Annotated in this window: 20 protein-coding genes, 1 tRNA gene and 2 pseudogenes; 9 read left to right on the top strand and 14 right to left on the bottom strand. The window is 32.9% G+C overall.

Translation table 11 applies throughout. The features are described 5' to 3' along the window. Positions 1–661 precede the first annotated feature (661 nt). The 5 genes from CHB72_RS07450 to dptF all read right to left on the bottom strand — a co-directional run bounded on the left by CHB72_RS07450 (position 662) and on the right by dptF (position 10706). Positions 662–1495 carry a nucleotidyl transferase AbiEii/AbiGii toxin family protein gene (locus CHB72_RS07450; protein ID WP_242975070.1) on the bottom strand — a complete coding sequence of 278 codons (834 nt, stop codon included), beginning with the start codon at positions 1493–1495 and terminating at the stop codon, positions 662–664. Beyond that, positions 1492–2085, bottom strand: a complete 594-nt coding sequence (locus tag CHB72_RS07455) for a type IV toxin-antitoxin system AbiEi family antitoxin domain-containing protein (RefSeq protein WP_089282261.1) — start codon at positions 2083–2085, stop codon at positions 1492–1494. Before CHB72_RS07455 ends, CHB72_RS07450 begins: the two co-directional genes overlap by 4 nt. Before the next feature lie 198 nt (positions 2086–2283). After that, positions 2284–7497 carry a DNA phosphorothioation-dependent restriction protein DptH gene (gene dptH, locus CHB72_RS07460; protein ID WP_089282262.1) on the bottom strand — a complete coding sequence of 1738 codons (5214 nt, stop codon included), beginning with the start codon at positions 7495–7497 and terminating at the stop codon, positions 2284–2286. Then, positions 7478–8902, bottom strand: a complete 1425-nt coding sequence (dptG, locus tag CHB72_RS07465; protein ID WP_089282263.1) for a DNA phosphorothioation-dependent restriction protein DptG — start codon at positions 8900–8902, stop codon at positions 7478–7480. Before dptG ends, dptH begins: the two co-directional genes overlap by 20 nt. Positions 8903–8906: 4 nt before the next feature. Continuing rightward, a complete protein-coding gene (dptF, locus tag CHB72_RS07470; RefSeq protein ID WP_089282264.1) occupies positions 8907–10706 on the bottom strand; it encodes a DNA phosphorothioation-dependent restriction protein DptF in 1800 nt (599 codons plus the stop codon). 320 nt (positions 10707–11026) lie between these two features. On the opposite strand from dptF, the gene dndB reads away from it, so the two are divergent. Genes dndB through CHB72_RS07495 form a run of 5 tightly spaced genes read left to right on the top strand, consistent with a single transcriptional unit; the run spans position 11027 to position 17000 of the window. After that, complete coding sequence (gene dndB / locus CHB72_RS07475) at positions 11027–12118, top strand: DNA sulfur modification protein DndB (RefSeq protein ID WP_089282265.1); 1092 nt, start codon at positions 11027–11029, stop codon at positions 12116–12118. A 1-nt stretch (position 12119) separates the two neighbouring features. Then, complete coding sequence (dndC, locus tag CHB72_RS07480; RefSeq protein ID WP_089282266.1) at positions 12120–13517, top strand: DNA phosphorothioation system sulfurtransferase DndC; 1398 nt, start codon at positions 12120–12122, stop codon at positions 13515–13517. Beyond that, positions 13518–15488 (top strand): DNA sulfur modification protein DndD, encoded by a 1971-nt coding sequence (dndD, locus tag CHB72_RS07485; RefSeq protein ID WP_089282267.1) that lies wholly within the window; start codon positions 13518–13520, stop codon positions 15486–15488. It abuts the gene before it with no gap. Beyond that, on the top strand, positions 15478–15864 hold the full coding sequence (gene dndE / locus CHB72_RS07490) for a DNA sulfur modification protein DndE (protein WP_089282268.1): 387 nt from the start codon (positions 15478–15480) through the stop codon (positions 15862–15864). The genes dndD and dndE overlap by 11 nt, the downstream gene beginning before the upstream one ends. Continuing rightward, positions 15864–17000 (top strand): cysteine desulfurase family protein, encoded by a 1137-nt coding sequence (locus CHB72_RS07495; protein ID WP_089282269.1) that lies wholly within the window; start codon positions 15864–15866, stop codon positions 16998–17000. Before dndE ends, CHB72_RS07495 begins: the two co-directional genes overlap by 1 nt. 85 nt (positions 17001–17085) lie before the next feature. Here CHB72_RS07495 and CHB72_RS07500 read toward each other — a convergent pair whose 3' ends face one another. From CHB72_RS07500 to CHB72_RS07510, 3 genes are all read right to left on the bottom strand, one after another. Next, positions 17086–17514: a hypothetical protein gene (locus CHB72_RS07500; protein ID WP_089282270.1), complete on the bottom strand. Its 429-nt coding sequence runs from the start codon at positions 17512–17514 to the stop codon at positions 17086–17088. A gap of 3 nt (positions 17515–17517) precedes the next feature. Beyond that, positions 17518–17880: a hypothetical protein gene (locus CHB72_RS07505; protein ID WP_089282271.1), complete on the bottom strand. Its 363-nt coding sequence runs from the start codon at positions 17878–17880 to the stop codon at positions 17518–17520. Positions 17881–17995: 115 nt separating this feature from the next. Next, positions 17996–18451: a hypothetical protein gene (locus CHB72_RS07510; RefSeq protein ID WP_089282272.1), complete on the bottom strand. Its 456-nt coding sequence runs from the start codon at positions 18449–18451 to the stop codon at positions 17996–17998. A gap of 198 nt (positions 18452–18649) precedes the next feature. Between CHB72_RS07510 and CHB72_RS26375 the strand changes: the two genes are divergently transcribed. The 3 genes and pseudogenes from CHB72_RS26375 (at position 18650) to CHB72_RS07520 (ending at position 20065) form a co-directional block, all read left to right on the top strand. Then, a complete protein-coding gene (locus tag CHB72_RS26375; RefSeq protein WP_207652516.1) occupies positions 18650–18817 on the top strand; it encodes a hypothetical protein in 168 nt (55 codons plus the stop codon). Positions 18818–19069: 252 nt separating this feature from the next. Continuing rightward, positions 19070–19147, top strand: a pseudogene (locus tag CHB72_RS28235) (Arm DNA-binding domain-containing protein); the annotation flags it as partial. Between the two features lie 27 nt (positions 19148–19174). Further along, entirely contained in the window at positions 19175–20065 is an 891-nt protein-coding gene (locus CHB72_RS07520) for a site-specific integrase (protein WP_242975080.1), read from the top strand. Here CHB72_RS07520 and CHB72_RS27270 read toward each other — a convergent pair. From CHB72_RS27270 to CHB72_RS07540, 5 genes are all read right to left on the bottom strand, one after another. Beyond that, complete coding sequence (locus tag CHB72_RS27270; RefSeq protein WP_242975071.1) at positions 20034–20666, bottom strand: tyrosine-type recombinase/integrase; 633 nt, start codon at positions 20664–20666, stop codon at positions 20034–20036. The genes CHB72_RS07520 and CHB72_RS27270 overlap by 32 nt on opposite strands. 231 nt (positions 20667–20897) lie before the next feature. Then, on the bottom strand, positions 20898–21056 hold the full coding sequence (locus tag CHB72_RS27275; RefSeq protein ID WP_242975072.1) for a hypothetical protein: 159 nt from the start codon (positions 21054–21056) through the stop codon (positions 20898–20900). Continuing rightward, on the bottom strand, positions 21043–22017 hold the full coding sequence (locus tag CHB72_RS07530; protein WP_176431252.1) for a tyrosine-type recombinase/integrase: 975 nt from the start codon (positions 22015–22017) through the stop codon (positions 21043–21045). Before CHB72_RS07530 ends, CHB72_RS27275 begins: the two co-directional genes overlap by 14 nt. Then, positions 22014–22463: a tyrosine-type recombinase/integrase gene (locus CHB72_RS07535; protein ID WP_089282275.1), complete on the bottom strand. Its 450-nt coding sequence runs from the start codon at positions 22461–22463 to the stop codon at positions 22014–22016. The genes CHB72_RS07530 and CHB72_RS07535 overlap by 4 nt, the downstream gene beginning before the upstream one ends. Beyond that, positions 22460–23254 carry a site-specific integrase gene (locus CHB72_RS07540; RefSeq protein WP_176431253.1) on the bottom strand — a complete coding sequence of 265 codons (795 nt, stop codon included), beginning with the start codon at positions 23252–23254 and terminating at the stop codon, positions 22460–22462. Before CHB72_RS07540 ends, CHB72_RS07535 begins: the two co-directional genes overlap by 4 nt. A 164-nt stretch (positions 23255–23418) precedes the next feature. On the opposite strand from CHB72_RS07540, the pseudogene CHB72_RS07545 reads away from it, so the two are divergent. Further along, positions 23419–23580 (top strand): annotated as a pseudogene (locus CHB72_RS07545) (hypothetical protein); the annotation flags it as partial. A 94-nt stretch (positions 23581–23674) separates the two neighbouring features. Here the strand turns inward: CHB72_RS07545 and CHB72_RS07550 are convergent. After that, a tRNA-Pro gene (locus tag CHB72_RS07550) sits at positions 23675–23751 on the bottom strand. Positions 23752–23881: the final 130 nt, after the last annotated feature.

Consider the following 23881-nt stretch of genomic DNA (forward strand, 5'->3'; position numbering starts at 1 on the left):
CTTGGTCAGAATCCATACCTCAATCCTGCAAAGTGCCATCTGAAAATTAATGATCAAGCCCATATCTGTCAAGGTGTGGGCATTTTGACGCTTACAAGCATTTTACTTTGTCTAGTCTAATTTTTTTAAGCCATTTTTATCATTCTCTTATATAGAATATAAAAGCAATTGAATTTGTAACATCTTCAAATACTAGATTGTATTTTTCAGCAATTTTAAAAAAATGGTTTATATCAATGATTTCTTTTGATTGCAATAAATTTCTTAAATTTTGTCTGTTTATAGAATTAGTTTTAAACTTCAACCTTACCACATAGAGTCTCTGTATCTATATAGTCTGTTTCTGTCATGCAACCTACGCTTTTAGGTGAAATTGATTCAATATATTTTTTGCGCTGAATTTCTATTATCGGCATATCCTCAGCATCAATCCTAGGATACTCAAGTAGCTTTGAAAAATCAAAGTTTTTTAGTTCTTTGCATATATTCTAAATTATGAAGCCTACAATATTTAATAAATGGATAAGAATAACTATCACAAATACATTTTTTATTGGTGTCATCGACGCCTATAGAGGCGCGAGACATCCTAATTTACTTATAAATCAATTGTTAAATTTATTCAATTGTCTTATAAAACCTACTATTTAATTGTATTTGCTCATTTTATATTTAAGGTAAGCATGTTCAATATTTCAATAATATCACCATAAGATATATCTTCAGCATAACGGTAATTTTTAGTATACTTCATCCACTGTTTTTTAAAATCTTCACTGTTTCCAATATTATTTATTCTATTTTCTATATCTTCAAAGATATGGGTAGTTCCCCTATTGGCTGAAGTCTTTCTAACTGCATCTGCAAATAATTCTTTATCAAAATCTTGAGTTTTAGCTAAAATATATATATCATAAAAATCCCTAGGTCTAGTATTGAGTTGACCTCGCCTTAATATGGTTTCATACTTTTCAGCTAAAACTGTTTCAATATTGTATGCCCAAACCTCAATAGTTCCATCATTAAAAATCATCTTAAAGCTATAAAGAATTTCTTTTGGTGTTATGGCATTACCAGTTGTTACATCAATCTGCATTGGAGTAATAATTGTATCATAATCAGCTTGAATACTGACTCTTAACCCACCATAATGGTTATCTTCTCTTATAGGCTGAGTTCCTAAAAATGAGAATTTTACATTATCATCTACATCTATTAAGCAAATATCAATAATAGCTTTCGATAAAGACTCAATATTCAATGGATAATTTTTTATCGTTGCATCCATGTCCATTGTTGCTCGATTATCAATACCTACGATAGCTGCAATCAACATACCGCCCTTAAGTATAAGCTTATTCTTGTACTGTGATTTTGATAAACGCTCTAAAAACCTCTCAAACATATAGTTTTGAAGAACTACTTGAGCAGACATATCTTTTTGCTTGGCTAGGTTTTTGATTCTAGCTTTTAAGCTCATAGCTTTATTGCTCATAGTAGTACCTCCATATAATTTTTAATTAATTTCTCGACCTTCAATTTTTTTGCATATTCTATAAGAAGTGCATAATCTGTAGATTTAAGCTTTATATACCTCTTTAATGCTTCATTTACAATTTGAATATCTATTTTATTTCTACTTCTTACAATATCACAAATTGTCCTTTCAACGTTATACACCTTTATCTTATTCCCAAAAGAAGTCATACTATCAGTAATTCCTAATGAATGTAAATCATTTTTAATATAGTAGATTTTGAAGTTCTCAGATATATTTCTAACAACTTTGTAGCTACTTGGAACAGTAGCAGAATACTCAAATGGTGTCCTATCAGTTAAATTATGTAGAAATAAAGCAGTTTCATGAGAATAGATTATTCTAGGATATTTACACTGCATATAGTACATTTCATCCTCAATTGTTTCAGGCGACACATATACACCTCTACTAACACGTTCCAGCTTTCCCATGTCAACAAGCTTTGATAAATATATCCTTGGGATATTTAAATCTTCTAGATCTGAAGTTAATATAGTTCCATTTTTTTGTTTTATAAAATCTTCTAATTTTTCAAGGTAATTCATTTATATCACCTCTTTTTACAAATATACCGATATTGTATATCATATCAGTATATTTGTAAATGTTATTTTTGATGCAATATATTTTAAACCGTTGAAAAGTATAGATTTATACAACAATAGTGTTTTATTTACTAAATATATTTTATACTACCTTCGTACATGTTTTATACATAAAAATTACTTCTCCATCTTAATAAATCATAAAGCTTTCTCCAATTGATCTTGCAATAGCTCTTGTATTAGTTCATTCCTTAACTCCCAAAAAGCTTTGTCCTTAATATATATTGGTCTATTCTCATTTTGTAGCTTAACAAGACTTTCATGTTTCACTAAACTCTTAATTTTAGTGTATATATTATCTTCTTCAGGTTTAGATTGAGTATTAAATATATATCGAACGTCTTTATTATTTAGGTCTGAAACATTATGAACAATCCATGTTGAAATATAATTTTGATACTCATTTTCACTAGTAGAGAAATGACTTAAAAGCTGTGTTGATAGAATTGTCCCTACTCCAAACATCCTACCTTCTTTCATAATCTTTTTAATAGACTTGAAGTTTTTACTTAAAAAGTTATCCGCTTCATCTACCAGAACCATTTTAGATAACTGTCTATACTTACCCTCTTGCTTACTTTCTCCCATGACCAGCATTTGAGTATAAAAAATATCTAGAGTCATAGCAACAACTAAGTTTTGTATTCCCTCATCGTAGCCCGAAAGATCTATTACCGTTACCCCATTTACTATGTCAAATAAAGACTTGGTATTATTGGAATCAGGTTCAAAGATTTCAAATTCATCTAAGTTTTTCAATGCTACATACAACTTATCTTCATTTACATCATCATTATTAAAATATATAGAACACACATCTCTTATGGTTGGGGCAGGTTTGCTCCAGGTATTGACATTAACCTTATCTATGCCCCTCCGTCCATATGCCTCCATAATTATTTCTCGTAACGCATTCTCTTGTTTTGGACCTAGTCCAAAAGCTGTTGAAATGGTCTCCTTTATCATATTGGCAGTATGAAGAGGCAATAAAGGTTTTGGTTTTTCGGGAAGAATCAGCGCCAAGGGGTTATAAGGTAAATGAAATAAATTATATACCTTAGCATTTGTAGCCTCAACAAATTCCTTGTCTATATAGTCTCCTTTGTAATCAAAGATCAGCATGCCAATTGGCCTGTTCTCTACATTATTATCTTCTTCTAAGTGAATTTGAGTAATTAAAGATTTAGTAAACTGAGTCTTGCCGGTTCCCATCGTTCCGATAATACCTGTATTTGTATGGGTTGTTTTCTCAGTATCTGTAGGATACCAAACTAAAGCCTGATTGTTAACAACTTCTTTTCCAAATAAAATTTCTATTGGTCTGCTACTTTTTTTACTAAGTTTAGTTACGTCATCTTCTTGCTCTTCAAGCTCACCCTGGGATACATAAATTTCTTTACTATCCCCTACATTATTAGGATCTTTTTCAGTTTCTGCATCATCATATTCTACTTCAATTAAAGGATTATATTTGTTACCTAGCAAATCTTCTACATTAAAGTCACTTTGGTTATTTAAGAATTTATTCTTCAGGTCTTCTATACTACTTACAATATTGTTATATCCCTCTTGTTCTGAGAAATCTAGAACAAGAATATCTTCCTTTTTAAAAGGCTGTGAATTAAAGTGAGTGCCTTTCTTAAAGGATATTATAGCACCTTTGCCTATATATTCATCTAATGCATTGCTTATTTCATAATCATCATTCAATAACTTTGACCTAATATCGCTATCTATAATACCGTCCCAATTTTGTTCTTGCCAAATATTATATAATTTCATCTTCTCTATACTAACGATTGTTAGTTGCATTAAGAAGTTTCTATAGATCTTCTTAGTCACCTTATTCAAATCTTCTTCGCGTGGTATTAGGAATTTTTCTAATAGTTCTTTGGTTTTGCTAGCTTGGGTTATTGCCTTTGCAATTACACTATAGTTATTTTCACCTATTTTCACCTCTATAGGATAAAAATATACTTTTAGCCCGCCACTAGTATTCTCTATTCCCACTAATAATAAGTCATCTGAATAGGATTCATTCTTTCCTGTTAAATTTTTTATGGTGAATAACCCATCCGTCTGGTTTAACCCTGCTCCACTAGATACCCTCAAGATCTCTTCTAGAGAAATCGGTACCCAGGTAATATTTTTGTGATGGAAATATGCTAAGCTGAGTTTGATCGCAGATAAAATACTTAACTTTTCTCTTGAGAATTGAGATTTACTTGAAATTAGTCTTAAAAGCCAATCTCCATTAACCCCATTAAACAAATTTATTATTTTAGGTAAACTTTCTTCAATCCTAGATACATTCTTACTTTTTAAGAACTCTTCTATTATCACTTGATACTGTTTTGATTTTCTTGTAACAGTAATTGCATCATATCCGCTAGAAGAGGTATATTGATCACTGTAGTGGATGATCAGCAAATCTTTTGCATCTAAATCATTCTTAAAAAAATTCAGGTCAACTTTTGGATCTATAAAAGTAATCCAATGGGAGGATTCATATATTCTGTCTAAAAACTCTTTATTTTTTTCTCCCATAGAAGTTGTAATACTTAGTGTATCGTCAAAAGGATCTCCACTGGCAGCGGATTTTATTAAAGCATTTGTCTTCATAATAAGTTTTAATAAATCATTTTTTTCTGTTGGTAAAAACCTGGATCCGAATCCAGTCCTGTAGGTATCTTTTAAATACACTGACGGCACTCCTGAAATCAAGCCATCTAGTGATACACCAGTATTTACATCAATCATATTACTGCTATTTATATCCACATCCTGTTCCATTTCATAGAAGGTAATATGACTATATTCATAATTCTGGTCTGCTTTATCCTTCTTATAAAACTGAACCTTCTCCCTAACTATGTTTATTATATCTTCTTCACTATAGTATTTTGATCTTAAGTTGATTCCAAAGGAACTTTTTATTGCTTCTATTGAATTGTAAGCTGCAAATTCTTCAAAAATACTAGTAGAACTACTTTCTCCATAAATATATAACTCGATAGAAATTAAATCTTTAGAATCAATATCATTATTCAAACTTCTGTTGTAATAATCTAAGATTCCATTGAGAATCTCTACACTATCTCCAAGATTTATCAAATTAAGTCTTAATATAGATGAATTTGTGTAATCAAATAGATATGAAAAGTGCTCTATAAACTCTTCAATCTTTTCTCTTACTAATTTAGATACAAAGTCTCTTGAACCCTTATATCTAGGCATTTTATGATTTACATAGTAATTCCACTCAAGCGAATGATCTTGTTCAACTGGCTTGTATAGGGTTCCACTATCATTATAAACGTAGGGAATCAAGTAGGTAGCATGTAAATTTTTTAAAATTTCTTCGTCTATCTTTTCATCCTTTAACTTTTCATTTAGTAAAACCTGATATGCTACATTTAAAGGGTGTAATGGCGTCATCATCATTTCATAAGATTGATCCAACCTTTTGATCGTACCTACTTTAATTAAATTCCTTTCTTTTTTTGATAATACTTCACCATTATTTAATTCATCAACTGCATTTAAATATGCGGTAATATATTGTTTAGATAAAGCCATTAGCTCATCATCGTAATAGCTTAAGCTAGGCAGTAGATTATTAACTCTATAATATTCGATTAATTTTTTATAAGAATCAACTAAAGTTTCTTGTACTTGGAGTTCTTCTTCTCTTAATTCATCTCCAATTAATGTATAGAACAAAGCTCCCTTTTCAACAAGAACTTTCTCCATCTCAATATTAAACTTAAAATCCTCTTTAGCAAAATATTCTGTAGTGCCCTGTGTGATTTTATTATTACCTATATACTTAAAGTGTTCTTTGTTTTCTCTTTTGAGCTTCCACACTTTCACACCTGTAATCACTTTAGGTCTTTCCTTTTCCTCTTGTTTTCCCAGAGGAATGATTATATTGTCAATGACAACATTACATCTTATATACTCCTCATCCTCTTCATTATTTCCATCGAAACGAAGGTGTAGTTCTTCATTTTCTTCTATTTCTATTTGTACATTATTTTCATTAACTTCTTCATTTCTCAGATGACCTTGACCTGGGTTGAAAATAATTATATCCTCGTCACTATTACATAAAATGAATTTGTCTGCACCTTTTATAATTATAGAGTAGTTTGTCTTTATATTTTCTAAAAACTTCTCATTGCATGTTAGGACAGCTATTCTAAACTCGTACTTTACTCCATCATTATATACAACCTTCCCAAAGGTGCTTTGTCCTTCTTGAGGTTGAATTGCAATTTTTAATTTTTTTCCTGAGTTCCAAGCATTTATTGGCTCATTACGGTTTGTTCTGATACTAGCTGATTTAACATAGTCGTCGAACGATACTTCTAAATGGATTTCTGTTTCTTTACTTTCATTAAATATTATAATATTTCGTGTCCTTTGCTTTACGATGGTGTCCCCTAAAGGCTTATCCCAAAAGCTAAGCTTTCCTTCTATTGATACTTTTTCAAACTGAATTACTTTTTCCTTTGACTTGTTTTCTACCGATTGTTTTACTTCTTTATATTCTATTTCATGCCACAGTTTGTCCTTAAGTTGATTTACTCCTTTGTCATCAAGAAATTTTTCTAACTCCACATCTGGATTTCCATATTGATGTATGGAATCTATTTTTGCAAAAAAATCTGCATTTTCCTTTAGTCTATTTTTTATAACATTCTTATCTTGAGACTGAGTTAAATTAGGATCATAAAAAAGTCCAAAATCCTTATATTCTTCTCTTGTAATTTCTCTTCTATTTAGAACCTTTAGAATATCCTCGTACTGAAATAGCGAGGAATTATCCTCAAAAACATTTTTATTCATTTCATCTAAAGCAAAATTTAAGATATACCGATCACCTATACTTAAATTGCTATAGTTTAACTGCATTTTTATATCCTTAATTATTGATTCTGTATGAAAGGGCATTCCTTCTTTTAGAAAACTTTCTGTTCCTCTGACAATGCTATCAAGTGTAGTATTGTGTATGAACAATATCGCAGTATTTTTGAATCGGACATCAGTTTCGTCTCCCACCAAATTTCGTAAACGGATTAAAAAATCTGGCTTAACATCATCGATTGTTGCAGCAATAATTACTTTAATTCCGTTAATATCTATGCTATAGGCCTTATACTCTATCTCGTCAGTTATCTTATATATGAATAAGTCTGCATTATCTTCCTTTTCTAACGTTTCATATAGTAACTTGACCTGTTCTTCTTTTTCAAATTCAATATTAAACTTATCTCCGCTTTTTAATTCTCGAGCCTTAAAGTATTCTATTATCTTTTTTCCTAAATAATTATAAAATTGATTTGACATATTGAGCATCCCCACTATCACTTTTTTTCTCAATTAAGTTTAATTTCTCAAATAATTGAATAATCTTGGTTTGTGAATCTCTATCAAAATATAACCCTCTTTTTGTGTATGCTTCAAATAGATCCTTAAGCTTCATCTTATCTTGATTCTTAATGCAGAGCTTAGTCAAAAACAGGAGATACTCTTGTGTAATATTTAGAGTATAGCCTAGGGACCCTCTTTTTCTTAAGAAATTACTTTTACAAAACTCCTCAAACCATTTTGCATAACTATTATAAGCTTTTTTTCTGCTGGTTTTAGATTCATTGAACTGATAGTCGATCGTTCTAAATAGTTCATTAATATGATCATATATTTCATCCTCATGAGATGTGGAAAAGTTAAATTTATTCCAGTCAATGTCCTTAATATTTTGCTTATATATATTTATTGCATCTTTAATACTGTTACTGAATTGACTTTTTTCCTCCGTATTCATGTTGATAATCTGCTGTTTTATACCCCAGTAATCATAACACTGCTTATGATCTTTGGTATTTAAAATTTCTAAAGTATTTGCATGAGAAAATAATGCTCTCATATTACTTTCAAGCATTTTCCATCCCCTCATGTAACTAGTTCTTGTTTTAGAGGTAGTCTCCCAATCTAAATTAAAGAACAGCATTTCCTCGTTATCTATTTCCATGTGACATAGTTTAGAAAACTTTAAGGATAATTGAGCTACATAAAAGAAATAATAATACTTTAAGAGCATTTGAAATCCACTCAGAAAAAATTTTGTATCTTCTAACATAAAAGACAAATCTTCTTTAAAAATCTTGCTAATAAAAGGAAGTGAATTATAATACTGGATTTCTTTCTTGCTCTGATCTTCTGATAGTTTTGGTAATCCATTCAACATTAATCTTTCTAAAACATTTAGTGGTTGTTGATCAAAGCATGTTTTAACCTTTTCTAGTATTTCTTTATGATCGTTGCCAAGTAAAACATCATATAGAAATTTTCCTAGCTTATTGTTATACTCCTTTACCCCTTTACTACCTTGAATATAGTTAAACAGCAATGGGTAGAAAGTGTATATTTCATCTTCCGTAAAAAATAGTTCTTTTAGAATACTTTTTAAAGCAGTTTTATCTTGATCTTCAATTTCAACTCCAGCAATATAATTATCAATATTATTTAAATTGATTTCCTCATCGCTTACTTTTTTTTCATAAGTTATTCTAGAAAATTCTCCAAGGGCATACTGAAAATTCTCAATTACCTCTTTATGCTTACTTTCATATTTTGTAGTATAAGGTAAAATACTTATTGCTTTACCAATATCATGTCTTACACTTTCTTTACCGTCTTTACTTGGGAAGTATCTATTCTTAAATTCTCCTATATTGATTAATAACTCCATCTGCCTATACCCCCTTTATCTCTGTAAATCTATACTCATCAAAGGACTTATTATAGGTTAGCTTAAACCTTCTAGTTTCATTTCCATTCCTATCTTCTATTAAAAGTTCTTTGTTTTGATTTCCTAGTTTCTTAATTTTCTGTATAAACTCTACAAAACTTATATAATTATGTTTATCTTTTTTATTTGGTCTATATCCGTCCTTAACCTTCACTAGTAGCTTGTAGAGATTAAAATCAATATTAATATTGTAAATTTCATTTCGATCTGCATTTGTAAATTTTAAAATTAGGTTAGGCACAAATTTCACAAGTTCGTCCTCTGGTACATAAGGTAAGTCATCTAAATAAGGCTCGATGTTTAATTTTTGACTGGTCTTGTATTTCACTTGATTTTTCCCGATTAATAAACCAATGTTTTCATCCTGGTTTACACCATTCCATTTATAGATAGCACTGTTTATATCCTCATATAAACTACTTAGTGACTTTCTTTCACCTTTATTCCAGTAGTATAAACTCTTCATATAGTCTTTATATATTTTATCTTCTAAGTTCAATTTAGTATTTTTGCATGTAAAAAGATACTGCCTTACAAATAATTTAATTAAATCATTTTTAAAAGTTTCCTGGTCTCTTACTAACTTTATTTGATTAAATATTTCTTTTAGGTTTGTGTTGTTAAAGATGCTGTCTCTTATATAGCTTCCTTCTGCTACATTAAGATACTCACTAAAAATACAGCCCATATCCTCTGTAATATTCAGATTAATAATTATATCATCCAATGATTCTCTTCTTGTTTTTATAGGGTCTAGATCTGAAATAGCTTCCAAAATATTTGAAAGTTCCTTATGTCCATACAGATTACTAGTAAAGTTATATTTTATATGCTCTTCAAACTTTAAGTTCTTTACTCTATCAGCCAGTCTATTAGTATTTGCATTATCCAGTTCATTGTTTACCACAAGGTCATATATAAAATTTAAAAGAGATCTAGTCGAGATGATAATTTTATTCTTTACTATGGCCTCAACGAGAATATCAATAATTTTTTGTTTTACATTCTCTTTCGATAACATCTCATAGTTTTCTTTTATAGGACATCTATATCCCTGCTCACATTTTAGACAGTGATCTTCATATGCTTGATAAAAAGGATTACCCTTGTCAGCACCTGTCACCTTATTTAAAATTTCTTTTATATATTCTGATCTAGGTCCTTCATCTGTTAAGGTAAAAATATGATAATCACTAAAGTTTATAAACTGGAAATTACTTTCCTGGTTAAAGGTGTTATTAATAATGCTTGCTTCTAATATTTTTTGACTATTTACGTAATTAATTAGCTTAGTAAATCGATCTTTATACTTTGAATCTATAAAATTATTTAATGCTCCTAAGTTAATTGCTAGGATTAATTTAGTTTTTGCTCCACTTCCCAAGCCTTCGTCTGAAAAAGCATCTAGCACATCATTGAGTGTGTCAATAGATGTTTTTTGAGGCTCTAGACTTTCTGTAGCATCGTTATGCTTATCAAATCGTTTCATTAGTTCAGGATGTTTATCAATAAGATAGGAAATAAGATGAGATTTTCCATCACCTACTCCGCCACACACAAGAATGAGTTGAGATTCGTCGACTTCACTAGCTTGTTTGATCAGATCAAATAATTGATCTTGAACCTCCCTCTTTACATGCATATAATTTTTAAAAGCACTAAAAGAGTTTAGGTTTTCTACAGCTTCTTTAGAGGACTCTTTTAGTTTTTTTAACTCTTTTATTAAACAATTGTTATGTAACACAAGCCCATTCCCCCTTTTCTTCTGCCCTATAAGCTAAAGTAATCTATAAAAAATACGTACTTCTTATATAAAATTTAAAATTAATATCATTTTCAAGAATATTTTATCATATCCTTGGACTTAATCCCAGTAGATAACAAAGTTTTACATTTTATTACAATCTTCGCGCTAAAAGTTGGCTCGTATTTAAACCGTATTTATGACTATTCATTTTTTACGAACATATATTCTATTTTTTTTGATTATTTATTGACTTTGTACAGTAATTAAAGTACCATATAATTAAATATTAAATATTACGTACGTAAGGTGGTTTTGTTATGAGTGGAAATTTTTATTATTCTTTTCCTGCGGTCAAAGGTAGGCAAGCTAAAAGAGATTTTTTCGTAATTATGTGTCCGTTGAACATAATTTCAAAACTTTTTATATTTAATGAACATGATGAGCTTCCTCCAGAATATAGGGCACAGCGAATTCTCAATAAAAATCGTATACCTGATATTACTGAGTACATAATTGCTAATCCAAACGAATACGTTTTTTCTTCTTTAACTGCCTCGATAGACGGTGAATTTGAATTTGCTCAACTAGCCACTAATCAGGATTTCAAAGATATTGGAGTATTGAAAATTTCTATGGACAGTAGGTTGTTAATTAATGATGGCCAGCATAGAAAATATGCGATTGAGGATGCCTTAAAAGCTAATCCCGAATTATCAGAGGAAACAATTTCTGTTGTTCTATTTATAGATGAAGGTCTGAAGAGAAGTCAACAGATCTTTTCAGATCTAAACAAACATGCTGTAAATGTTTCTAGATCAATAGGTATTTTATATGATTCTAGAGATGACTTAGCAATGGTTACAAAGAATTTATTGGATTCAAATACAAAATTAAAGAAATTTACGGATCTTGAAAACTCAACCCTACCCAAGTTCTCAAATAAATTATTTACTTTAAGTAACTTATATAGTGCAAACAAGAGAATTATTGGTAAAAATTCTCTGAGTGAGCCGACCTTGGTAAATTTTATTATTGATTTTTGGAATTTCTTAACTGATGAATTATATGAGTGGAATTTAGTGTTCAATAAAGAAACTAGCCCTTATAATTTAAGAAATGATTCAATAATTTCATATGGAGTTGTTTTAGAGGCACTTGGAATGGTAGGTAACGATTTATATGAAACCCAAGTTGATCATTGGAAAGATTATTTGAAGAATATTAACAAAATCGATTGGGATCGCAGCAATCTTGAAGATTGGTCTAAAAGAGTAATTTCTTCTTCTGGAAGAATTTCTAAGAATTCTAATTGTATTAAGCTAACAGCGAACCTAATTAAGATCAAACTAGGTCTGCCATTAACCAAAGAAGAGGAAAAAATAGAAAATAAGTTTTTAAAGGAGCGTTAGTATGTTTGATGGATTAATAGCAGAAAAAGGATTAAAGAATGTAATACAAGAAAAGCATGAGGAAATCAAAAAAGTTTACTTAAATGACTCTCGACCTTGGATTATTGGTTATAGTGGTGGAAAAGATTCTACAACAGTAGTTCAGTTAGTATTTAATGCTCTATCCGAACTTCCTAAAGAGCAATTACATAAGCCTGTATATATTGTATCCTCAGATACACTTGTAGAAAACCCTCTAATCATTGAGTACATTAGCAGCAATATGTCTCAAATTGAGGAGTCAGCTAAACATCAAGATATGCCTTTTACATCTCATTTAGTTACCCCTCTTGATTCAGATACTTTTTGGGTGTTACTACTAGGCAAGGGGTATCCATCTCCTAGACAGAAGTTTAGATGGTGTACAGACCGTTTAAAAATAAGCCCAATTGATCGATTTATTAAAGAGAAAGTTGATCGTTTTGGAGAAGCAATTGTCGTTTTAGGAGTGAGACGATCTGAAAGTTTTTCTAGAGCTAATGTTATAGATAGTCATAATATAGAAGGAAAAATTCTCAAGAAGCATTCTACTACTAACAATGCCTTTGTCTATGCTCCTATAGAAGATTTTACGCTGGATGATGTTTGGATTTATTTACAGAATGTACCAAGTCCATGGAGTGGTGACCACAAAGATCTACTTTCACTATATAGAAACTCCCAGGATGCTTCAGAGTGTCCTATCCAAGTAGATAAAGATGCACCATCATGTGGTAATAGCCGTTTTGGTTGCTGGGTATGTACAGTAGTAAAAGAGGACAAATCTTTGAGTGGTTTCAGAAAAAATGGTCACCCAGAACTAGAACCTTTAGTTAAGTTTAGAAATGAATTATATGATATTCGTGAGAATCCTGAATACAGGTCAAAAAGAAGAATGAACGGTAGCATATATTTCATTATAAAAGATGGTGTGAAGGTCCAAGGTCTTGGTCCCTTCAACTTAGCAGCTCGCAAAAAATTATTGGAGGAGCTTCTCATTGCAGAAAAGTCTTACCAACAGCTTTCAGGAACACAAACTAAGCTAATTAATGAATTTGAGTTAAAACTTATTAGAGATCATTGGCTACAGGATGGTGACTGGGAAGATTCCTTGCCGGCGATATATAAAAAAGTTACTGGTAAAAACTTTGTAACTACATATGATGAACGACCACTTTTCAGTAGTGATGAGCTGATTCTACTCTCCTCTATCTGTGAGCAAGAAGATGTAGATCCTGAACTCATCAAAAAACTAATTAATATCGAAAACTCTTACTACGGTCTAAAAGCTAGATCTGGTGTTTTAAATAAAATAGACTCTACATTGAAACAAGATTGGGTTCATGAAGAGATTGTATTTGAGGAAGAAGGTGTGTCTTAATTGATTATAAATAATATAACAATTACTAATTTTGGTATTTATAGTGGTAGTAATTATTATGATTTTAAAGTAGACAAAGATAAGAATATCATATTAATTAATGGAAAAAACGGTTCTGGAAAGACTACCCTTTTAAATGCAATTAAACTGTCTTTATATGGCCCCTATTTTTTAGGATATCAAGCTTATAATGATAAGTACTTTGAATATGTTCACAGTAAATTAAATGCTTTTGCCCTAAATAGAGAGAATGAAGACTTCTCAATCTCTATCTGTATTAGTTTTTGGGAGAAAGGAAACTTAGTTCCTTATACAATTACTAGAAAATGGTTCTTAGAAAAAGAAAAATTAACAGAAGAATTAGTGGTTACTAAGAATCAGAAATCATTGGATCTTTATGGAACCCATAGCTTTTTAAACTCAATTCATAGCTCCATCCCCCCTCTGCTATTTGATGTGTTTTTCTTTGATGGAGAGAAGATTGAGAAGTTATTTTTACTTAAGAACGGAAGTCGAGAAATATTTGGCGTTTTTGATACGATCTTCAATTTAGATCTCTTTAAAACTTTAAAACTGGATTTAAGAAAATATCTTAAGCAAAAAAATATATATTCATCTCTAAGTGAACAAGAAAGAAATTATACTGACTTAATTTCAGAGCATGATCACATAATAGATGCTATAGAAAATCAAGAAAAAGTGATCAGTTTACTTACGGAAGAGACTTCATCTACTGGTAATAAACTTTCAAACTTAGAGGCTGAATTCCAATTGATTGGTGGGTTACAAGAGCAAGAGTCTATAGAGATCCAATTGAAGATTGATAAATTAAATAAAACTAAGCAAAATATTGCCAACAAAAACAAAATGATTATAAGTGAATATCTACCCTTTTTAATTATAAGAGAAACTATGAGAGATTTAGTTCAAGAGCTTGAAAATGAGAAAACCATAACTGAAGATATTCTAATTTCCAATAAGTTGAAAGATGATTCATTAGTAGACCATTTAGCCAATGATCAACATTATAATGTTGATAGACTTAAAGAACTGCTCTCTTCGATCTCGGATTATTTTGAGAAAAGTGTCACCAATACGACAATATACAATCTAGCAAATAGTGACTTCTATTTTATAGAAAATTTACTTACAGAGATAGATACTATTGAGGATGCTGCGTTAGACAATTACTTTAAGCAGATTAAGAAGTATAATGACCAACTGCTTGAGTTAAATAAGGAGTTGGAACTAAGTCGTAGCAAAGAAATTACTGAGAAAATGTTAGAAATTAAAGAGATTAATTCTGCTTATATAATGCAAAAAGAACGCTTAGTTTTGGAACAAGAAAAACTTTGTTCCTTACAAGATCAATTGGCTACTATCAAAAATGAGGTTGAAAAGATTCAACAACAGATTATGGATTCGAAAAAAGATGAAAATGTTTTTAATATCATCTCCAAGATTCATAAGGTTATTGATGAATATACCAGACAAACTACTTCTATTAAGTTAACACAACTGGAACAATATGTTACTGAGATTTTTAAAACGTTGATTAGAAAAGATGACTTCATACAAAAAATTGAAATTGATAAAACAACCGGACAAATCTACTTAATTAATTCTTTAGGTATGCCAATGCCAGAGGATAATTTATCTGCTGGCGAAAAGCAAATTTATATTTTATCTCTACTTTGGGGAATGTTACAGGTTTCAGGAAGAAAGATTCCTTTAGTCTTTGATACACTACTTGGGCGATTAGATAAATCCCACAAGTCTAATATTGTGAAGAATTTCCTTCATACTTGTGGTGAACAAGTCATTATTCTTGCAACTGATTCAGAAATTGATGATGAGTATAACGATTTACTAAGCCCTTATGTAAGCCAGAACTACAAGATCGACTTTGATACTCAATCTAAATCTGTAAAAATCAAGAATGAAATGAAGGTGATAGATCATGCGGTTTAGCCTTAAAACATCTGACGAAGCTCAAAGAATATTGCTAGAAATGAAGGATATAACAAACATCACACCAAATATACTTTCACGGTATGCTATCTCCTTGTCTTTGGCACAGCCTGAACCAGTCAGTAAATTCAACTATAATACCCGTGGTTTAGAGTTCAATCGCCACATTTTAACTGGTAAATATGATGTTGTTTTCAAAGCACTTATTTCACATAAGCTTCAGAAGGAACTTACTGATGAAGAGTACTATCCTGATTATATTAAAGCCCATTTAGAAAGAGGTATACGATTATTGCATGCGGAATATAAATATGCTGGTAATGTTGAAAATTTTTTAGTGAATCTTTCTAATTACAAGTTTGGAGGGAACATGTAATGATTTATCTAGACCATGCTGCTACTACTCCCATAGACCCAGAAGTAGCTAAAGAAATGATTGCTTATTTGACTAAAGAGTATGGAAATCCTTCAAGCAAGTATTACACACTTGCAGAGAATGCTAAGCAAGCACTTGCAAGAGCACGGCAAAGTATTGCTAATTTAATCACTTGTGAAGAGGATGAAATTATCTTCACAAGTGGCTCATCAGAGGGTAACAATTTTATAATAAAGGGCATAGCTGATGCTTTCTCTCATAAAGGGAAACATATCATTACAACAAAAGCTGAGCATAAATCTACATTAGAGTGTTGTAAACATCTAGGTACTAAAGGATTTGATATTACATACTTAGACCTAGACCAATATGGTAATCTCGATGTAGAACAATTAAAAAGAAGTATAACAGATGATACTCTTCTGGTCTCAGTAATCTGGGGAAATAACGAAATTAGCACACTTACAGACATAGAGAGAGTATCCACCCTATGTAAAAGTGCTAATGTTCTACTTCACGTTGATGCAACCCAAGTATTAGGAAAGGTTGAAATAGATTTAGAGAAATTACATATAGATTTTCTGACTATTTCAGCTCATAAGATCTATGGCCCCAAGGGAATCGGGGCTTGCTATATCAAAAAAACTAAGCATGATACAATCTCCCAAATCACACCTCTGATCCATGGAGGCCACCAAGAATTTGGCGTTAGATCTGGTACACATTCAATGCATAATATTGTAGGTTTTGGAAAAGCAGCTGAAGTCGCAAAACGAGATATGTCTACATATATTCCTAAAATTATTGATCTAGAAAACTTATTGAAGTCTAGCCTATTGGAAAAAGTACCTGATGTTATATTCAACGGTAATCAAACTTATAAGATCCCAGGAATATTAAGTGTTACAGTCCCAAAATTGAACAACGAGTTGTTTATTAAAATGATTAGTGACAAAATCGCTATATCCACAGGATCTGCTTGTGCTCTTGGAGAACCATCCCACGTCCTAAAGGCTATGGGTCTAGAGGACTTTACATCAAATACGATTAGAGTTAGTATTGGTAAGTTTAATGATGAAGGTATACTAGATTTAGTGGATTATATTAATACGTATATAGAGAAGTTTACTATATAAAAAATAGGTCAGGCTATATTTCCTGTCTCCTGACCTATTCTTAATCTTATCACAATGATAATTGATAATTGTTTTTTTAAGAAACTTAGCTTTCTTTATTTAATGTATCAATCATTTTAAAAAAATTAATAATAAACATCTCAATAGAGTATGGTTTGTCTTCAAAATATTCTTTTAAAACAATTATTCCTCCATTGGCATACTTGTTTATTTCCTTCTGTCCTTCCTCACTTAAGTTAGAGGGTGACTCAGAGTCAATATATTTCTTAATTGTCTCATGTACTGTTTTTCTGTCTTCAAGACTTACTCCCATTTTATCTAATTCCTTTTTCAAAAAAAGTGCCGTGATAATTTTACTTTGTGCTCTATATTCTTGTGGGAACCTTAATATGAGGTCTCTTACTTCACTTCCCGGCATTGCCTCCTTCAGGCCCTTAGATAATCCAGCTATAAGACAAAAATAGTAAATATCAAAATCAAACCATGTATCCGCTTCCTTTGGTAATCTAAACATAGTCTAATCCTCCTCTTCCCTCTCTTTGTGGAACTTTAAGAAGAATTCTCTTTCTGAAACACAAATGCCATCATTAGTGTGCTGCACGTTGTCGTAATTTTTTGTTAACTCTTCTAATTCCTGATCACCACTCCTAAATAGTGTTATATATTGTATTTTTTCATCACATGCTTTTTCTAAAAGTAAAATGAAGCTCTCACGTTCACTTGAAATAGTAAATGCTATAAACTGATCAGTTAGTTTTGGAATTAATTGTGCCACCTCTGCACGAACTTTTAAATCTATTGAGTTTGCGGGACTATCAACAATAAATGGTAGTTGACGTTCAGTATTACTAAATAGAGTAGCTAAAAATGCATATGCCACTGATAAAGTTTCTCCAACACTATCAGCGTCTTGACCTTCTAGATGAAGTACTTTATCAATTTTGCTTATACGTATATCATTGTTTGGTAATAGTTTTTTTATTAGGCTATTTGAATCATTTCGTAATGCTCTCTGCGATCGCTATTTGGGAGCTGATTTTAGCTTTTTTTAGTATAGTATTTAATATTTCTGTTTTTTCCTTAATTTCGACAGTTTCTGTAATTTCTGCAAGTTTTTCTTTAGCATCTTTTAACCATAGTTTTAAAACAGCAATCCCATATGTTTTTTCAATAGCTTGAGTATCATCTTTGTCATCAAATTTATTTAAATCATTAGTAAGATTTTTCTTCTTCACTTCAAGTTCCTCTATTTTTTCTTTAGCTTCTTGTAATTTATTGTCTCCTCCTGCAATGGTTTCTTCAAGCACGTCAAGATCTGTCTTCGCCTTTTGTCGCTTTCGGATTGCATCTCGGTATTTTTCTATTTGTTCTTTAAATCTTACTTCATGTTCTTTTGGGTCTAAACCTATCTGTTCTGCGATCTCTGATTTCATGTTATTTAGTAAAGCCATGTTTCAGGTCATCCTAACAGATGGTGGTTCGGAATTTCAACATCCGGTAAAACTTGAATCGGCGGTACTAGGCGAACTCGTATTTATTATTGTGACCCTTATAGCTCATGGCAAAAAGGCATGATTGAAAAGAATCACGAATATATTCGATTGGTTCTTCCAAAAAGTCAGTCCTTTAATGAATTGACGCAGGAACTAGTGACATTATTACAAGATCATATCAATAGTGAAGCAAGGGACAGTCTTAACGGCTGTACGCCATATAAGCTGTCCCAACTTCTTCTGGAACAATCACTTCATCAGTGCTTAGATCTATTAGAAATAGCACCAGATGACGTAACATTGAAACCAGAACTACTGAAATAAAATAGTTATAGCACAGGCAGATTTCACTGTATAGAATTTAGTCTTACACTAAAGGCATGTGGAATTTAGTCTCGCACACTATTTTCAGATGCCCCTTTGGCATGCAAGAAAACCTATGGATATGAGCCTGTAATATAAGTATAGAGGATATTTAGGCGTTTGTTAAGCGTCAATAACGGAAGTTAATCCTGCATAAAAGACTAACTTCCGGGTTACTGGAATTTACTTTTTCATTTAACGAATGGAAAACGAAAGCAGAAATGGTTTTCCGGCTACAATACCAAAAAGGAGGCTGAGAAGGATATACCTGAGATTATATCCAAAATCGAAAAGAATCAATTTATAAACGTAAAGGACATTACCTTATCCGAATTTCTAGAAAAATGGCTTAAGGATTATGCAAAACATAACGCAGTTGCCACCACCTACTCCAGCTATGTAGATGCAGTAAAACATCTGTCACAGGGCTTAGGTCTGATTAAATTGGATAAACTCCGGCCTGACCTTATCCAGAGCTTTATTTCCACCAAATTAGAAACCCATAGCAACCGAAATGTACGATACTATTACAAGATACTGAATTGTGCTCTGAATACCGCTATAAAATGGCAAATAATTAGTTTTAACCCCTGTGTTGCTGTTACTCCTCCTAAGGTGCCTAAAAAAAGTATAGAGATATTAGATGCTGTGGAGGTCAATGTCCTCTTAGATGCTGCAAAGGAAACAGTTATCTATATGCCTATCCTATTAGCCATCACCTGCGGGATGCGAAGGGGTGAGATCCTAGGACTGAAATGGAATCACATCGACTTTGAGAACAATATCCTTCACATCAGGGATAACTTAGTTAGAACCTATACTGGAGAGGTGCTTACACAAAACCCTAAAACTGATACAGGTAAAAGATCCATTACAGTACCAGCAGAAACTATTAAGGCCTTGCGACAACATAGAAAATATCAGCTAAAGGTGAAGTCTATGCTGCATCATCAATATCAGGATGGAAACTATGTATGCTGTTGGGAGGATGGCCGGCATTTTCACCCTGACTATGTTATCAGTGCTTTCAAAAAGCTTATTAGAAAACTAGAGTTGACTGACATACGATTCCATGACTTACGACATTATGTTGAGAGTTTTGTTATGTGGAGTGAATTGATTTTAGTCTTGATTTTACAGGCTTTTATCAAAATCACTCCACATAATAATAAATTCACTACTTACCAAGCGAGTTTAACCAGTCCATAAGCTCCCCATCCTTTTCCCAGTCAGGATACACATTCGGAAGCACATCCTTATACGCGTTTTCGATAGCCTTTCTTTTCATTTCAGTATCTGACCTCGCATAAATCTCAGTAGTATTACAGTCGACATGTCCAAGAAAATCACGGATATATATCAAGTTCACGCCGGACTGCAGTAAATGCATTGCTTTTGCATGGCGAATTACATGAGGTGTAACCGGAAAGCTGACTTGAAATCGACAATTCTTTCTTGCCATTTCAACATACTTATCAAGTACGTAGGATATACCCCAGCGCGAAAGCCTCTGATTTTTTTGATTCACGAAAAGATAGTTATTCCCTTTTGAAATACCCGTATGGTATTCTTTCCGCTCAATATATTCTTTCAGGAGGTCCCTTGTCTTGCTCATGATTGGCACCTGCCGTATCTTAGCTCCTTTCCCATGAAGCGTGACAACAGCAGGGTTATCCAGACGTATGTCTTTTAGCTGTATTTCGGTCATTTCCTGGACTCTTGCCGCAGTATCATAAAGGACTGATAGAAGAACTGCATCTCGAAATCCGGAAATTGTTGTACAGTCCGGCTGAGATAACAGTATCTGCATTTCCGGTCCAGTTAGGTATGAGACCATCGACTTTTTGCCTTTCTTGTTTGGGATGGAAAGAATACGCTGTATTTCGTGAAGGTTTTCTGGGTATTCCTTTTGTACATACCGAAAAAAAGAATGAATGGAAGCCAGTCGCTGGTTTCTTGTGGAAATACCGCAATTTCGTTCTTTCTCCAACCATTCCAGGTAAGATGTTACAAGCTTGCTGTTTATGGAAAGTATTCATAGTCATTCCGGTTTCAAACTGCGTTCATTTTCACAGAATTTGAGAAATAGCTTGAATGTGTCACGGTAAGATGCTATGGTTTCTTTACTGGCATTCTTCTGGTTGGGAAGGTAATCTGACAGAAAAGAAGAAAGATATTTGGGGAAATCAGCTTCTTTCATTGTCAGCACTCCCTTCCGGAATTAGATAGCCAAATCCTGTTTCTGAACAGCTGATGATGTGTGGATACAGATCAGCTGTCAGGCGCAGGTAATACTGGGTTCCCCTGAAATCGGAATGACCCATGTAAGCGGCAAGATAGGGAAGGATGTTTGTAAGCTCTTCCCCGGCAAGTACACGTTTCTTTAAGCACTTCACTGCATAATTGTGCCTAAGGTCATGGACTCTCGGGCGGGATTTTGTATGAGCTATCCCTGCTTTTAAAAGATACTGACGGAACCTGCGGTAAACAGTACTTTGATCCATCTCTTTGCCTTTTCCCACGTGAAAGAGGTATGAATCATTTTTTGAGTACCGGTGCATAACAGCCAAGTATTCCGTCATCTTTTCTACAAGGCTTTGCGCCAAGGGTATCAGACGATCTTTGTTGTTTTTGGCATGATAAACCGTCAGTGTACCGTCTTCTATGTGAAAGTCCGCAACAGTCAGGTTCAATGCCTCTGAAACCCTCATCCCTGTCCCGTATAAAACCCGGAATAGAAGGTAATCCACCTGTATACGGTTTGTATAAAACGATTCCGGCCAAGTGTCAATCGCTGTAAAAAGACGTTTCATTTCATCATCCGTAAAAATGTATGGGATATGTTTGCACCTGTAATATCCGGAATGTATTAATGGAACATATATTTCATGAAATCCTTGGGTTTTCAAGAATTCAGCAAAATCTCTTAAGAGGGTTTCTTTGCGGTAATGGGTGGAGGGCTTTTCGGAAGCATCATATATGAATGTTTCTAGCATTGATTTTGTCAGGCGGATTCCGGTATAGCCTTCCCTGTCATAGAAAGCAGCAAACCTCCTGATACATTTCTCGTGCCATTCATATTTAAATCCTGTCATATGTTTCTGATCTATGAAAAGCTCAGCCATTCCTGAAATGGTATCCGGAAGCATATTTTCACTCATTGCATAAACACCTCCTCCAGATCGAGAGCGCATTTTCGTAGTCCTTCCACATCAATTTTCAGATAGATACTGGTAGTATTGATGTTCTGGTGTCCGAGTGTTTCGGATATTACAGGAAGTGGTGCATTTGAATCCAGCATCTGCCTTGCAAGGGTGCTCCGCAGTGAATGCAGTCCGCAGTGCACTCCCTGGGGAGGGATAATCCCGGCGGCATCCATATACTTGTGAAGTTCCCTATGAAAGGCTTCATTTTCACCTACGGCATCAAATGGTGCACGATGCCGTACAAAAAGGAGGTTACATCTGGTATCCGGACGCCCGTTTTTCAGATAATCAATCACTACCCATCCAATATCATCAAGTAACGGTAATTCAATGGGATAGCTGGTTTTTTGCATGGTTAAGCTGATGGTCCTTCTTTGCCAGTTTATGTCGGTGATTTTCATCTTCCATATATCACTTGCCCTAAGCCCCGGCGGACAACCATAAGAATTATTGCATAATCACGCTTTCCCTTACAATCTTCCCGATCGATGGAACCCAGTAGCTTTAATACATCCTCTTTTTTCCACGAGTGCGGAATGAATGCATTTCGCATCAAGCGTACACTAGGGAGATTACCAGATATATTACAGGCCATAAATCCCTTTTCATGTAAAAAGCCAAGATAATTGCGGAGGACATACAGGATGGTTGCAATGTATTTGGGCTTTAAATTTGAATAGGCTTTGAGAAATCTTGTAACATGTGAAACTGAGATTTCCTTAGAAGAATGAACACTATTTTCCTTAAGATAAAGGATAAATCTCCTGACGGTGGTATTATTGGATATGATTGTTGCATCGGCATAGCTGCGGGCATGGTACTCATCCTGGAAAAGCTGATATTCCTTTTTAAATTCTTCCGGGCATAGAAATGGAGGTACTTTTGATCGCATGTAGAATCCAAGTTGGCCTGTTTCGTGATACCTTAGAAGGTTTTGGACAGGCTTCAGGTATCTGTTAATTTTCCGATTACCTGCTCCCCATAATCCTTCCATCGTGATACCTGTTTTCGCTTGGATAAAAAGCAAAGCAGTGGTCTCGTTCAGTTCAGATATCTGCTGGTTTAACATGAATTTCATAAATACATTTAGGACGCAAGAGTGGTTTTTGATTGTGTAAACAGAATACTCTTTTTCACTCATCCACGCGAGAACGGCATCAGCAGATTCTTGAACGTGTTTTAAATCATTCATATGACTCATCCTTTCTTTACTAAGATAGGATAAGTATGTTTTATTATGTAGAGTAATTCAATAGAAGATGCTTGTGCTTGTAAGGAAAATTTAAAAGACTCCACATAACAAAACACTCCACATAATGTTTATTATGTAGAGCTCTACATAATAGGCATACTCATGCCAGCTTGCTTTTAGCTGACGGTGTTAATGTCAAAGTCATCCAAGAACGTCTCGGCCACTCAAATATTTCTATCACCCTCGATACCTATTCCCACGTATTACCCAACCTTCAGAAAGAAGCCGCCAACAAAATAGATTCTCTTCTAAAATCCTTCAAATAAAAATTACGTTTGCAAAATGTTTGCAAATGGCCCCTAAACTGCAAACAGCCAAAAAAGTAAAAAACCTGCATTCATTGAAAATACAGGTTTAAACTGGTCTGGCTGACAGGACTTGAACCTGCGACCTCCAGACCCCCAGTCTGGCGCGCTACCAAACTGCGCCACAGCCAGATACATATTTAGTTACCTACTATATTGTATGTGGATTTCTATCTGTTGTCAAGTAGTTTTACCATAAAAATATAGGGGTATACCTCTATACCCCCTCATTTTATGAAATTCTTCTCCCATATTTTATTAT

Source organism: Anaerovirgula multivorans (assembly GCF_900188145.1).
GTDB lineage: Bacteria > Bacillota > Clostridia > Peptostreptococcales > Natronincolaceae > Anaerovirgula > Anaerovirgula multivorans.

Coding starts and splice junctions, on each gene's coding strand:
- CHB72_RS07450 (WP_242975070.1), bottom strand. CDS start 1,495: ATGAGCAATAAAGCTATGAGCTTAAAAGCTAGAATCAAAAACCTAGCC.
- CHB72_RS07455 (WP_089282261.1), bottom strand. CDS start 2,085: ATGAATTACCTTGAAAAATTAGAAGATTTTATAAAACAAAAAAATGGA.
- dptH (WP_089282262.1), bottom strand. CDS start 7,497: ATGTCAAATCAATTTTATAATTATTTAGGAAAAAAGATAATAGAATAC.
- dptG (WP_089282263.1), bottom strand. CDS start 8,902: ATGGAGTTATTAATCAATATAGGAGAATTTAAGAATAGATACTTCCCA.
- dndB (WP_089282265.1), top strand. CDS start 11,027: ATGAGTGGAAATTTTTATTATTCTTTTCCTGCGGTCAAAGGTAGGCAA.
- dndC (WP_089282266.1), top strand. CDS start 12,120: ATGTTTGATGGATTAATAGCAGAAAAAGGATTAAAGAATGTAATACAA.
- dndE (WP_089282268.1), top strand. CDS start 15,478: ATGCGGTTTAGCCTTAAAACATCTGACGAAGCTCAAAGAATATTGCTA.
- CHB72_RS07495 (WP_089282269.1), top strand. CDS start 15,864: ATGATTTATCTAGACCATGCTGCTACTACTCCCATAGACCCAGAAGTA.
- CHB72_RS07500 (WP_089282270.1), bottom strand. CDS start 17,514: ATGTTTAGATTACCAAAGGAAGCGGATACATGGTTTGATTTTGATATT.
- CHB72_RS07510 (WP_089282272.1), bottom strand. CDS start 18,451: ATGGCTTTACTAAATAACATGAAATCAGAGATCGCAGAACAGATAGGT.
- CHB72_RS27270 (WP_242975071.1), bottom strand. CDS start 20,666: ATGCAGATACTGTTATCTCAGCCGGACTGTACAACAATTTCCGGATTT.
- CHB72_RS27275 (WP_242975072.1), bottom strand. CDS start 21,056: ATGAAAGAAGCTGATTTCCCCAAATATCTTTCTTCTTTTCTGTCAGAT.
- CHB72_RS07530 (WP_176431252.1), bottom strand. CDS start 22,017: ATGAGTGAAAATATGCTTCCGGATACCATTTCAGGAATGGCTGAGCTT.
- CHB72_RS07535 (WP_089282275.1), bottom strand. CDS start 22,463: ATGAAAATCACCGACATAAACTGGCAAAGAAGGACCATCAGCTTAACC.
- CHB72_RS07540 (WP_176431253.1), bottom strand. CDS start 23,254: ATGAATGATTTAAAACACGTTCAAGAATCTGCTGATGCCGTTCTCGCG.